8 protein-coding genes are annotated in these 12,934 nt (G+C 55.9%); 5 read left to right on the forward strand and 3 right to left on the reverse strand.

Features of this window, described 5'->3' with window-relative positions:
• Window positions 1–15 precede the first annotated feature (15 nt).
• Window positions 16–1,605 carry a PTS transporter subunit EIIC gene (locus EM595_RS09555; RefSeq protein ID WP_067435344.1) on the reverse strand — a complete coding sequence of 530 codons (1,590 nt, stop codon included), beginning with the start codon at window positions 1,603–1,605 and terminating at the stop codon, window positions 16–18.
• Between the two features lie 247 nt (window positions 1,606–1,852).
• On the opposite strand from EM595_RS09555, the gene EM595_RS09560 reads away from it, so the two are divergent.
• The 5 genes from EM595_RS09560 (at window position 1,853) to pdeR (ending at window position 10,871) form a co-directional block, all read left to right on the forward strand.
• Window positions 1,853–4,162 carry an FdhF/YdeP family oxidoreductase gene (locus EM595_RS09560; RefSeq protein ID WP_067430931.1) on the forward strand — a complete coding sequence of 770 codons (2,310 nt, stop codon included), beginning with the start codon at window positions 1,853–1,855 and terminating at the stop codon, window positions 4,160–4,162.
• A gap of 121 nt (window positions 4,163–4,283) precedes the next feature.
• Window positions 4,284–6,218: an exoribonuclease II gene (locus EM595_RS09565; protein WP_067430934.1), complete on the forward strand. Its 1,935-nt coding sequence runs from the start codon at window positions 4,284–4,286 to the stop codon at window positions 6,216–6,218.
• Between the two features lie 169 nt (window positions 6,219–6,387).
• The gene (locus EM595_RS09570; protein ID WP_067430937.1) at window positions 6,388–8,454 is read left to right on the forward strand and encodes a carbon starvation CstA family protein; all 2,067 of its coding nucleotides are present in this window, start codon (window positions 6,388–6,390) and stop codon (window positions 8,452–8,454) included.
• A complete protein-coding gene (locus tag EM595_RS09575) occupies window positions 8,447–8,737 on the forward strand; it encodes a YbdD/YjiX family protein (protein ID WP_067430940.1) in 291 nt (96 codons plus the stop codon). Before EM595_RS09570 ends, EM595_RS09575 begins: the two co-directional genes overlap by 8 nt.
• Window positions 8,738–8,885: 148 nt before the next feature.
• Window positions 8,886–10,871 carry a cyclic di-GMP phosphodiesterase gene (gene pdeR / locus EM595_RS09580; RefSeq protein WP_067430946.1) on the forward strand — a complete coding sequence of 662 codons (1,986 nt, stop codon included), beginning with the start codon at window positions 8,886–8,888 and terminating at the stop codon, window positions 10,869–10,871.
• Here the strand turns inward: pdeR and EM595_RS09585 are convergent, their stop codons facing one another.
• The gene (locus EM595_RS09585) at window positions 10,872–11,738 is read right to left on the reverse strand and encodes a crotonase/enoyl-CoA hydratase family protein (protein WP_067430948.1); all 867 of its coding nucleotides are present in this window, start codon (window positions 11,736–11,738) and stop codon (window positions 10,872–10,874) included.
• Window positions 11,739–11,880: 142 nt separating this feature from the next.
• A complete protein-coding gene (gene kdgT / locus EM595_RS09590; RefSeq protein WP_067430953.1) occupies window positions 11,881–12,864 on the reverse strand; it encodes a 2-keto-3-deoxygluconate transporter in 984 nt (327 codons plus the stop codon).
• Window positions 12,865–12,934: the final 70 nt, after the last annotated feature.

Genomic DNA, 12,934 nt, shown 5'->3' on the forward strand with positions numbered 1-12,934 from the left:
CCGGGCCATCCCGGCTCAGGCGATACCCAATGCGTTTTTAACATCGTTGGCTATTTTCTCCACCTGCGGACCGTAGATCACTTGCACATCATGATCGCTGACCCGATTAACGCCGTTTGCGCCGGTGGTCATCAACGTCTGATCCACCACTTCTTTCATCTCTTTAACCCGCACGCGCAACCGGGTGAAGCAGCAATCAACCTCTTCGATGTTGGCCTCGCCGCCCAGCCCGCTGATGATCACGCTGGTGCGCTGATCGGCGGCGACCGCTTCTGGCTTCGCTTCATCTTCTGATTCCCGTCCCGGCGTTTCCACATTCATACGCGTAATCACAAACCGGAAGCCGTAATAGTAAACGGGCACGTAAACCGCACCGAGCACCAGCGTCCACCACCAGTGGGTTTTACTGCCGCCCAGAATACCGAATACCACCAGATCGATAGCGCCGCCCTGCACGTTGCCGATCATCAGGTGCAGCATCGACATCAGCATAAAGGAGAGGCCGGTCAGCAACGCATGCAGCACATAAAGCACCGGCGAGACGAACATAAAGCAGAACTCCAGCGGCTCGGTAATGCCGGTGGTGAATGAGGTCAGCGCGCCGGCCATAACCAGCGCCTTAACCCGCTGTTTATGTTCCGGGCGTGCGGTGTGATAAATCGCCAGTGCCGCTGCCGGCAGACCAAACATCATCACCGGAATTTTACCCTGTGCCAGAAAGCGGGTGGCAGAGCGAATGGTGTCGTCGGGAATGGTACCGGGATGGGTCAGCGAGGCGTTGAAAATATTCAGCGCGCCCACCAGCGTCTGGTTATCCACGGTGGCAATGCCGCCAATCGGCGTAAAGCGCACTGTCTCATTCAGAATGTGGTGCAGCCCGGTAGGAATCAGCAAACGTTCAAAGGTGCCGAGCAAAAACGCACCGTACTGGCCGCTTTTGCCAATCATCATGCCAATCCATGCAATGCCCTGCCCAATGGTCGGCCAGACCAGCGCCAGCAGAACGCCAATCAGCGGTAATACCACCACGGTAACGATCGGTACAAAGCGACGGCCACCAAAAAAGCTGATGGCGGTCGGCAACTGTTGGGTATAAAAGCGGTTGTGCAGGAACACGGTAACCAGGCCCGCGATCACCCCGCCCAGCACGCTCATGTTGTAGGTAAAGATGCCCAGCATGTCGATATATTCGGCGGAGACCATCATCGACGCCGTTTGATCCATCCCCGCACGTTGCAGCGCTTCCGGCGTGGTAGTGGCGGCGGTCAGCCCTTTAGACGCCAGGGTGGCGCTGATGCCGACATGCATAGAGATAAAGCCGATGACAGCGGCAAAGGCGGCGGTCGGCTTCTCCGCTTTTGCCAGGCCAATGGCGCTGGCAACGGCAAAGAACACCGGCAGATTGGCAAACAGCGCACCCGCGACTTTACGGATGAAGCCGATGATCAGCTGCGGAACCTGCAAACTGGCAAAGGCTTCGCCGGTGATAGCGGGATTCTGCATCGCGGCAGCCACGCCGAGGAAAATACCGGCAGCGGCGATCACCGAAATCGGCATCATCAGCGCCTTGCCAAAGGCGTGAATCTGGCTGGCCATTTTTTTCATCTTCATCGCTCTCTTGTGCGGTTGAAAGCTTCATTATTAGCCAACAAATCCTGCAGGGCGGCGCAGAGGCCACCTTACAGCGGCCAAAGTTTGACCTGCATCACAAATAAAAGCGCGACGCGATAAACGGCACCTATCACACCATTAAAGCAATCAATTAGACAATTCTGCATGTCGGGAGCAGACTCCTGCGAAAAGAAGACATAACTTCTTAACAACTCATAAACAAGAAAAGCCTGCAAATATCATGAAATTTAAAACTAAAATTCAGCCTTACCGGGCCGCTGCTGGCGGCTGGGGTTCACTGGAAGCCACCACCCGTTTTGTTTTTGACAGCAAACAAGCGTTGAAAAACATGCGTAACCTGATGCGCATGAACAAAGCCAAAGGCTTTGACTGCCCTGGCTGCGCATGGGGCGATGACAATAAAAGTACCTTCAGCTTCTGTGAGAACGGCGCTAAAGCGGTGACCTGGGAAGCGACCCGCCGCTTTGTGGATGCCTCATTCTTTAAAAAACACAGCGTGTCGGCGCTCTATCAGCAGAGTGATTACTTCCTGGAGTATCAGGGCCGTTTGACCGAGCCGTTGCGCTATAACGCCGAAACCGATCACTACGAAGCGGTGAGCTGGGATGAGGCTTTTGCGCTGATCGCGAAGCACATCAAAGCGATGGATAATCCGCATCAGATGGAGCTGTACACCTCCGGCCGCGCCAGCAATGAAGCGTCGTGGCTCTACCAGCTGTTTGGCCGCATGAACGGCAGCAATAACTTCCCTGACTGCTCTAACATGTGCCACGAAGCCAGTGGTAGCGGCCTCAAACGCAGCATTGGCGTAGGCAAAGGCACCATTCGCCTCGACGATTTCGACCATGCTGATGCCATTTTTGTTTTTGGCCAGAACCCGGGTACAAACCACCCGCGCATGCTGCACAGCCTGCGTCATGCGGCCGATCATGGCGCAAAAATTGTCACCTTCAACACCCTGCGTGAGCGCGGTCTTGAGCGTTTTGCCGATCCACAAAAGCCGCTGGAAGTGGTGACCTCAAAAGCGGGCACCATCAGCTCAACCTATTATCAGCCCAACCTCGGCGGCGATATGGCGGCGGTACGTGGCATGGTGAAAGCACTGGCGGAAACCCATCGTGCTCGCGTGACCGCAGGCGAAAAAGGCCTGTTTGATGAAGCCTTCCTTAACGCTAAAACTCAGGGTGTCGACGCCTATCTGGCAGCGGTGGACAACACCGACTGGGCGCAGATTGTGCAGCAGTCAGGCCTGAGCGAACAGCAACTGCGCGAGGCCGCGGCGATTTACCAAAGCGCCGACCGCGTCATTTGTACCTGGGCGATGGGTATCACCCAGCACAAACATTCTGTGGATACGGTGCGCGAGATCGTTAACCTGCAGCTGCTGTTTGGACAGCTGGGGAAAAAAGGCGCAGGCCTTTGTCCGGTGCGTGGCCACAGCAACGTACAGGGCAACCGCACCATGGGTATTGATGAGAAGCCGAGTCAGGCATTTCTTGATGCGCTGGGTAGCCATTTTGATTTCGAGCCACCTCGCGCCGCCGGCCACAACACCGTGGAAGCGCTGGAAGCGATGCTGCGCGATGAAATCCATGTGTTTATCGCGCTGGGTGGCAACCTCGCGGCAGCAGCACCCGATAGCCCGCGCACCGAAGAAGCCCTGCAGCGTTGCGGCCTGACCGTGCATGTCAGCACCAAACTGAACCGCAGCCATCTGGTGCCGGGCGCAGAATCGCTGATCCTGCCTACCATTGGCCGTACCGAACTGGATATGCAGGCCACCGGCTCGCAGTTTATTACCGTTGAAGATTCGTTCAGCATGGTGCATGCCTCAGAAGGCATCGGCAAACCGCTGGCGACGACGCAGCGTTCAGAAACCGCCATTGTGGCAGGCATTGCTAACGCAGTGCTGGGCAGTGAAAAAGTGGACTGGATTGCGCTGGCCGCGGATTACAACCTGATCCGCGAGCACATTGCGGCGACTATCCCTGGCTTCCAGGATTTCAATGCCAAGTGCGAGCAGCCAGGCGGTTTTTATCTCGGCAACGCGGCGGCAGAACTGCGCTTCAATACGCCATCGCAGAAAGCGGAGTTTAGCGCAGCCGCCCTGCCAGTCTCACTGTTCCCGGATTTAGGCGAAGGTGTTACCGCGCCGTTTACCCTGCAAACGCTGCGCTCACACGATCAGTACAACACCACGATTTACGGCCTCGATGACCGTTACCGCGGCGTATATGGCCAGCGCGAAGTGCTGTTTATCAATCCGGAAGACCTGGCTGAGATGGGCATGATGGAAGGTCAGAACGTCGATATTGAAACCCTGTGGAACGACGGCATTACGCGTCGCGTCAGCAACTTCAAGCTGGTGCCGTACAATATTCCGCGTGGCAACCTTGCGGCGTATTATCCGGAAACCAACCCGCTGGTGCCGCTTTCCAGCTATGGCGACGTGAGCTTCACGCCGACCTCAAAATCGGTGCCGGTGAAGATTTCCCTCTCTGCCGCCGTAGTCACTCAACGCATTGCCTGATAGAGTGTCAGCGCCATGTAAAAAGCCGGTTCGTCCGGCTTTTTACGTTTTTTTCACCTTGCCGCCAGGCAGTGATTCGCGTAAAACTGTCAGCCGCTTACAGCCACGAAATTAAACGACTATGTTCCAGGATAACCCGCTGCTCGCGCAGCTTAAAGAGAAGCTCCACGCGCAGACGCCTCGTGTGGAAGGTGTGGTAAAAGGTACCGAAAAAGGTTTCGGATTTTTAGAAGTAGATGCGCAAAAAAGCTACTTCATTCCACCACCGCAAATGAAAAAGGTGATGCACGGTGACCGCGTCGCGGCGGTGATCCAGACGGATAAAGATCGTGAAATCGCTGAACCCGAAAAACTGATTGAGCCTTTTCTGACGCGCTTTGTTGGCCGTATCCAGAAAAAAGACGATCGCCTCTCCATCGTTCCCGATCATCCTTTATTAAAGGATGCGATTTCCTGTCGTCCCGATCGCGGTGTAAAGCACGATTTTCAGGCGGGCGACTGGGCGGTTGCCGAAATGCGCCGTCATCCGCTGAAAGGCGATCGGGGCTTCTACGCTGAGCTCACCGAGTTCATTATCGAAGGCGACAATCATCTGGCACCGTGGTGGGTGACACTGTCACGTCATAACCTTGAACGCGAAGCGCCAAGCGTCGGCTTTGGCGATATGCTGGATGAACAGCTGACCCGCGAAGATCTTACCGCACTGGATTTCGTCACCATTGACAGCGCCAGCACGGAAGATATGGATGATGCGCTGTATGTGGAAGCGCTGGATGAGGGTGCCCTCAAGCTGACCATCGCCATTGCCGATCCTACCGCCTACGTGGCGGAAGGCAGCGCGCTGGATGCGCTGGCCGCAGAACGCGCGTTCACCAACTATTTACCGGGCTTCAATATTCCGATGTTGCCGCGTGAGCTGAGCGATAACGTCTGCTCGCTGCGCGCCAACGAACGTCGTCCGGCGCTGGTGTGCCGTGTCACCATCGCTAAAGATGGCACACTCGGCGACGATGTTGCCTTCTCCGCCGCGTGGATTGAATCGAAAGCTAAGCTGGTGTACGACAACGTTTCTGACTGGCTGGAAAACAGCGGTGAATGGCAACCGGAGAGCGACGCGATTGCTCAGCAGATTCGTCTGCTGCACGCCGTTTGTCTGGCCCGCAGCGAATGGCGTAAAACCCACGCGCTGGTGTTTAAAGATCGCCCCGATTACCGCTTTGTGCTGGGTGAAAAAGGCGAAGTGCTGGATATCGTTGCCGAACCGCGCCGTATTGCCAACCGCATTGTGGAAGAGGCGATGATCACCGCCAACGTCTGCGCCGCGAAGGTGCTGCGTGAGAAACTCGGCTTTGGTATCTACAACGTGCATCTGGGCTTTGATGCTGCCAACGCTGAATTGGCGGCGGCGGTGCTGGCCAATCATGGCGTAACGGCCGATCCGCAGGCTATCGCCACGCTGGAAGGTTTCCGCGTATTGCGCCGCGAACTGGATGCCCAGCCAACGCAGTTCCTTGACAGCCGTATTCGTCGCTTCCAGTCGTTTGCTGAAATCAGCACCGAACCCGGCCCGCACTTTGGCCTTGGTCTGGAAGCATACGCAACCTGGACCTCACCGATTCGTAAATTTGGCGACATGGTCAACCATCGTCTGCTGAAAGCGATCGTGCGTGGCGAACAGGCGCAGCGTCCGGCTGATGATATCACCCTGAAAATGGGTGAACGTCGTCGTCTGGGCCGCATGGCCGAGCGCGATGTCGGCGACTGGCTCTATGCTCGTTACCTGCAGAAAGCTGCCGGTACCGATCAGAAGTTCAGCGCAGAAATTATCGATGTTTCCCGTGGCGGTATGCGTGTTCGCCTGCTGGATATCGGCGCCGTAGCCTTTATTCCTGCCCCTTTCCTGCACAGCGTGCGTGATGAACTGGTTTGCAGCCAGGAAAACGGCACCGTGCAGATCAAAGGCGAAGTGGCCTATCGCGTGACGGATGTGATTGACGTGACCATCGCTGAAGTGCGCATGGAAACGCGTAGCGTTGTCGCGCGGCCAGCCGCATAAAGACCTTCCCTGCGGGACAGCCCTGTCCCGCAGTTTTTCATCCCGCTCTGTGAAATTCGCTTTGCCGCTCACACTTCTCCTCTGATTCACTTTCCTTAACAAACTATTACATTACTTTTAACTTGTTGTTTATCTGATGGCCTTTTTTGGTTTCAACAAGGAGTGGGTTATGCAAAACGTCAAAACCGGCGTTATCTGGTTAGCGGTGGCGTTAGTGGGAGGATTCGCTTTTGCGATGCTGGCGCTGAGCCGCGGCGAACATGTGAACGCCGTCTGGCTGGTGGTGGCCTCCGTGGCCTGTTACAGCATCGCTTATCGTTTTTACAGTCGTTTTATCGCCAAAAATATTTTCGAGCTGGACGATCGGCGCCGTACCCCTGCGGAACGGCTGAACGACGGTCTGGATTATGTACCGACCAATAAATGGGTGCTGTTTGGCCACCATTTTGCCGCCATCGCCGGTGCCGGTCCGCTGGTCGGCCCGATTCTGGCCGCACAGATGGGCTTTTTACCCGGCACTATCTGGATTTTAGTCGGCGTGATGCTGGCCGGTGCGGTACAGGATTTTCTGATCCTGTTTATCTCTACCCGCCGCGATGGCCGTTCGCTGGGTGAAATGGCGCGTCAGGAACTGGGCGCTTTCGCTGGCGTGGTGACCATGCTCGGTGCGCTGGGTGTGATGATCATTATTTTGTCGGCGCTGGCGCTGGTGGTGGTTAAAGCGCTGGCAAACAGTCCGTGGGGTCTGTTCACCATCGCGGCGACCATTCCGATTGCCCTGTTTATGGGCGTATACATGCGCTTTATTCGGCCAGGAAAAATCGCTGAGGTCTCGCTGATCGGTTTTGTCCTAATGATGGCAGCGATCATTTACGGCGGCGATATTGCACAGCATCCTTACTGGGGCCCGTTTTTTACGCTGAAAGGCACTTCGCTGACCTGGGTGCTGGTGATTTACGGCTTTGTCGCGTCGGTGTTGCCGGTATGGCTGCTGCTGGCGCCGCGTGATTATCTCTCAACCTTCCTGAAAATCGGCGTTATCGTCGGTTTGGCTGTGGGCATCGTCTTTGCCATGCCGGAGATGAAAATGCCGGCGGTATCGCGCTTTATTGACGGCAGCGGTCCGGTATTCTCTGGCGCGCTGTTCCCTTTCCTGTTTATTACCATCGCCTGCGGCGCGATTTCCGGCTTCCATGCGCTGGTCTCCAGCGGCACCACGCCGAAGCTGATTGAGCGCGAAAGCCACATTCGCTTTATCGGTTACGGTGCGATGCTGATGGAATCCTTTGTCGCCATCATGGCGCTGATCTGCGCTTCGGTGATTGAACCTGGCGTTTACTTCGCCATGAACTCACCGGCCGCACTGATTGGTACCACGGTTGAAACCGCTTCTCAGGCGATTAACGGCTGGGGTTTTGTGGTGACGCCGGAGATGCTGAGCGGCATCGCCCGCGACGTCGGCGAGACGTCGATACTGTCGCGCGCCGGTGGCGCACCGACTTTCGCCGTGGGCATGGCGCATATCATCACCGAGGTATTTAACAGCCGGGCGATGATGGCGTTCTGGTATCACTTTGCTATTTTATTTGAGGCGCTGTTTATCCTCACCGCGGTGGATGCCGGGACCCGCGCCTGTCGCTTTATGGTGCAGGATCTGGCCGGTACCTTTATTCCGTCGATGGCCAATAACCGCTCCTGGCTGGGCAACATGGCTGGCACCACCGTGGCCGTCGCCGGTTGGGGCTTCTTTGTTTATCAGGGCGTGGTCGATCCGCTGGGCGGCATCAACACCCTGTGGCCGCTGTTTGGCATCGGTAACCAGATGCTGGCGTCGATGGCGCTGATCCTCGGCACCGTGGTGCTGTTCAAGATGAAGAAGCAGCGCTACGCCTGGGTGACCATCCTGCCTACGGTCTGGCTGTTCATTACTTCAATGACCGCCGGCTGGCAGAAAATTTTTCACGAGAAACCGAGTATTGGCTTCCTGGCGCAGGCCAACAAGTTCAGCAAAGGTATCGATCAGGGCGTGATTATTGCACCCGCGAAAAGCGTAGCGGATATGCAAACCATCGTGCTGAGCAACCATATCAACGCGGCGCTGTGCGGCTTCTTTATGCTGGTGGCGGTAACGATGCTGGTAGCAGCGGTATTGGTGATTCGTCGGGCGCTGAGCAATCCGCAACCGAGCGTACATGAATCGCCGGTAGCGTTACGTGAGGAGGTGCGTCATGGCTAAACTGATTTATCGGGTTGCGCGGCCTTTAGTACCGCCGGTGATTATACGCTGCCAGCAGATAGCACCGCCGTCGCCGGAAAAACTCACCCTGCGGCTGGTGATGCAACGGCTGGCGCAGTGCTTTCGTTTAATGGTGGGCGTGCAGGATTATGGCAACTATGTGCGGCACATGCAGGCGCATCATCCGGACCAGCCGGCGATGAGTGAACGCGACTTTCATCGCTACTGTCTCGACGCGCGATTTCCTGGTAAAGGGGGCAAGCTGGGTAAGTGTCCTTGCTAGCCCTGGCCCCTGCGGGGGCTTTTATTGTTACCCTGAGATTGTCAATAAAAATAGTTTTTAAATGCATCTTGTGCCGGGACAAGTTGACGAATACTGTTGCTGAAATAATAAGATAACTGCCTGCATTGCTTTCCCGGAGGAAGATTTCATGACCGATGAACAAGGGCAAACGTTAATGTATGCCCTTTTTGGTACCACCAGCCCTCATTGGCGCCTTACTGCAGACAGCGATGCTCTTAATTTCGCCGAGGATGAACAGGCGAAAACCAATCTTGCTATTCCCCTTACCTCTTCTCAGGCCGGGCTGCTTCGCGCCATGACGGTAATCACCTCCAGCGTCAACATCACGCTTTCACTGCGTGGCGAATATCTCGCGATGCATTTTGTCGGCCGTAAAGTTGATCAATATACCTGGGCGGGCAGCGCGTCAGCCTGGGGCGACACCACTGCCGTGGCCAGAGATTTGACCCAGGGGCTGTCGTTTGCTGAGCAGGTTGTCTCGGAGGCAAACTCGGTAATCGTGATACTCGATCAGCGGGGAAACATTCAGCGATTTAACCGTTTGTGCGAAGAATATACCGGCCTGAAGGAACAGGAAGTTATTGGCCGTAATGTGTTTCAGCTGTTTATGACTCGCCAGGAAGCCAGCGAGTCGCGCCGCAATATTGCTGGTTTTTTCCGCGATGGCAGCTCTTACGAAGTGGAACGCTGGGTGAAGACCAAAAAAGGTCAGCGGCTGTTCCTGTTTCGCAACAAGTTTGTGCACAGCGGCAGCGGAAAAAACGAGGTTTTTCTAATCTGTTCCGGTACGGATATCACTGAAGAACGACGGGCGCAGGAACGGTTACGCGTGCTGGCCAATACCGATACGGTGACCGGCCTGCCAAACCGCAACGCGATTCACCAGCAGATTGCTCAGGTGATTGAAGCCCGCGAAAACTCTACTATTGGCGTGGTCTATCTTGACCTCGACAACTTTAAAAAAGTGAACGACGCCTACGGCCATATGTTTGGCGATCAGCTTTTACAGGCTGTTTCACTGGCTATCTTAAGCTGCCTCGATAAAAATCAGACACTTGCCCGCCTTGGCGGCGACGAGTTTCTGGTGCTGGCTGAAGATACCTCGCAGGAGAAGATGGAAGCGATGGCCACGCGGATTCTGGAGCACCTGCGCCAGCCTTTCCGCATCGGCTTAATCGAAGTCTACAGTGGCTGTTCCATCGGCATTGCGCTGTCTCCTGCTCATGGTGAAGAGCGGGAAAGCCTGATTCGTAATGCCGATACCGCCATGTATTACGCCAAAGAGCATGGCCGTGGCCGCTATTGCCTCTTCTCGGCGGAGATGAACAAGCGGGTTTTCGAGTATGTCTGGCTCGACACCAACCTGCGTAAGGCGCTGGAACAGGATCAGCTGCTGCTGCACTATCAGCCTAAGATCGACCAGGGCGGCGCGGTCAGCAGCGTTGAAGCGCTGGTGCGCTGGAACTCACCAGAACGCGGCATGGTGTCGCCAGGGGAGTTCATCGCCTATGCCGAGGAGTCGGGTCTGATTGTGCCGCTGGGGCGCTGGGTGATGCTCACCGCGGTGAAACAGATCGTGGAATGGCGCAAGCAAGGCATTATGTTGCGCGTTGCGGTAAACGTTTCTGCGCGCCAGCTGATCGATCAGAGCATCTACCTCGACTTACAGCAGGCGCTGCAGGAGAACGGGCTGGATGACTGCCCGATCGATATTGAGCTGACCGAAAGCTGCCTGATTGAGAATGAAGAGAAGGCGCTGATGCTGATGAAGCAGTTTCAGCAGCTGGGTGCCGAAGTGCATCTGGATGATTTTGGTACCGGCTACTCGTCGCTGTCACAGCTGGCGCGCGTGCCTATCGACGCCATCAAGCTGGATCAAAGCTTTGTGCGCGACGTAAACACCCAGCCGGTGGCGCAATCGCTGGTGCGCGCTATCGTTGCCGTGGCCAAGGCACTGGAGCTGAAGGTGATTGCGGAAGGCATCGAAACTGAAGCGGAAGAGACGTTCGTGATGGAAAGCGGTGTCGATGTGCGACAGGGCTACCTTTATGCGAAGCCAATGCCCGCAGAAGATATCGGGCATTGGCTGGTTAAGCGTCCTGCCCTTGGCTAATTATCCCGCTTTACGTAACTGCGCACTGTGGCGGTTTTGCAACTGCACCAGGCGCGTCATGTAAGCGAGGTCCTTTGGTTCAATGGTAAAGGCAAAGTCGACCCAGTCTTCGGTAATATCCATCAGCTCGGCGCGTGACAGCTGCAACACACGCTGACGCGCTTTCAACATCGCCCTGACCCCGTTGAGCTTGGGCTGTAACGTATCGATAAAGGTACGTACCGCCCGATAGCCTTCACCGGGTTGAAACACCTTATCCACCAGGCCACGGGTTTCAAACCACTCCGCAGAGTGTGATTCCCCCTCACAAATCAGCTCTTCCGCCAGCTTCATGCCGGAACGGCGAGCCACCAGCGAATAGCCGCCCATTCCCGGAAACAGGTTAAAGGCAATTTCCGGAAAACCCATCCGTGCGTTGTTCTGCGCCAAAATAAAGTGATGCGCCAGCGCGGCCTCAAATCCACCGCCCAGTGCGCTTCCCTCAATCATCGCCAGTGACACCGCGCCGGTGTCAAAACCCCGAGCCGCCGCGTGGATGCAATCCACACAGGCGCGCGCATACGCACGCAGCGCCTCCCGACGGTTGTTTTGGATGCAGTCAACAAAGAAGCCGAGATCGCCTCCTGCGTTGAACATCGATGGCACCAGCGACCCGGTGACCCAAAAGTCAATCTTCAGGCCCGAGCGTTGCGCGGCATAGCTCAGATTCATGATCTCTTCAATCAGAGCATGGTTAAAACTGGGACGCGGTTGCGCACGCAACATCATCCACATGGTTCGGCGGCCTTCCTCGTAATAAGCAGAAAGTTGCGTGGTTTGTCCTGCTTCGGTAAACACTCTGCATGCCGCCTGGTTTAAAACTGTCATAATGGTATCCTCTCGTTATATGAATGCGTTAACCGCAACACCAGCGTAAACGAGAGTGAGGCCAAACTTAATAAGAGTAAGATTTTTAAGAAAAAACCGTGCTAAATCGCTGACTTAGCACGGTTTTAAAACATTAGCGCGGCTATTTTATTGCGGCATGCTGCGCCGAGGCCACTTGCAGACGCTTAATGCGTCGTGAATAGAGCGCGGTGAGTATCGGCACTAAAATCGAGGTGACAATCACCGAGGTCGCGACCAGTGCGGTGGCAGCGGGCGCTACCGCCTTAAACTGTGGCAACATTTCAGCAATCAGCACCGGCGTGGCTACCGCGGCGCCAGCGGAACTGGAGGCAGCGATGCCCGCCGTGCCGTCACCGCCGCCAATCCAGCGGTCGGCGAAAATCAGTGGGATGCCAGTGACCACAATTACCGCCAGGCCGAGCATGATACCGAGCAGACCGGTCTGTGCGATGACCGTAAGATCGATGGTGTTGCCAAGGGCGAAGGCGAAGAAAGGGATCAGCGTCTGAATCGCCTTGCTGAAAAACTCGCGCAGTTCAGGATCGATATTGCCCAGCGTGAAGCCAATCACAAATGGCAGCACCGCGCCGACAAACACATGTGGTTCAAAAGAGGCGATACCGGCGGTGCCGAGGATTACCATGGTCATCAGCGGGCCCGATTCCAGCGACATCAGGACAAAGGCGCCCGCCTCTTCTTTGGTGCCATATTGTTGCATCACCGAGGCGTACAGGCCGCCGTTGGTCATGTCCATTGCCGCAACCAGCGCCAGGGTGGACAACCCCGCCAGCATACCGACCTCAAAGCCATTCTCTGGAATCAATCGCGATGCAACCGCAGCGACGATCCAGGCCACGGCAATTTTTGTCACCACCAGCGTACCGGATTTGCGTAGTACGGTGCCGGTAGCACTGAGCTTGATCGACGCGCCCATGCAGAAAAACCATACCGCCAGAATCGGTACCGTGCCGCCAATCAGGCCGTTGGTAAATGAGCCAAAATATTTGCCGGCACCGGGCGCAAGCGTGTGGCAGAGAGCGCCAAGGAAAAGCGGCACTAACATCATGCCGCCAGGGATTTTGTCAATCGCGCGTTTGATATGCATTTTGTTTTCACCTTGATTCAGCAAGACGAAGTCGTCGGTTGCAGAGGCCCGGATGGGCGGTGAAAGCAAG

Origin of the sequence: Duffyella gerundensis, from assembly GCF_001517405.1 — a bacterium.
GTDB lineage: Bacteria > Pseudomonadota > Gammaproteobacteria > Enterobacterales > Enterobacteriaceae > Duffyella > Duffyella gerundensis.

What these genes read in the sequence shown, in the direction of transcription:
- EM595_RS09555 (WP_067435344.1), bottom strand. Translation starts at nt 1,605, where the DNA reads ATGAAAAAAATGGCCAGCCAGATTCACGCCTTTGGCAAGGCGCTGATG.
- EM595_RS09560 (WP_067430931.1), top strand. Translation starts at nt 1,853, where the DNA reads ATGAAATTTAAAACTAAAATTCAGCCTTACCGGGCCGCTGCTGGCGGC.
- EM595_RS09565 (WP_067430934.1), top strand. Translation starts at nt 4,284, where the DNA reads ATGTTCCAGGATAACCCGCTGCTCGCGCAGCTTAAAGAGAAGCTCCAC.
- EM595_RS09570 (WP_067430937.1), top strand. Translation starts at nt 6,388, where the DNA reads ATGCAAAACGTCAAAACCGGCGTTATCTGGTTAGCGGTGGCGTTAGTG.
- EM595_RS09575 (WP_067430940.1), top strand. Translation starts at nt 8,447, where the DNA reads ATGGCTAAACTGATTTATCGGGTTGCGCGGCCTTTAGTACCGCCGGTG.
- pdeR (WP_067430946.1), top strand. Translation starts at nt 8,886, where the DNA reads ATGACCGATGAACAAGGGCAAACGTTAATGTATGCCCTTTTTGGTACC.
- EM595_RS09585 (WP_067430948.1), bottom strand. Translation starts at nt 11,738, where the DNA reads ATGACAGTTTTAAACCAGGCGGCATGCAGAGTGTTTACCGAAGCAGGA.
- kdgT (WP_067430953.1), bottom strand. Translation starts at nt 12,864, where the DNA reads ATGCATATCAAACGCGCGATTGACAAAATCCCTGGCGGCATGATGTTA.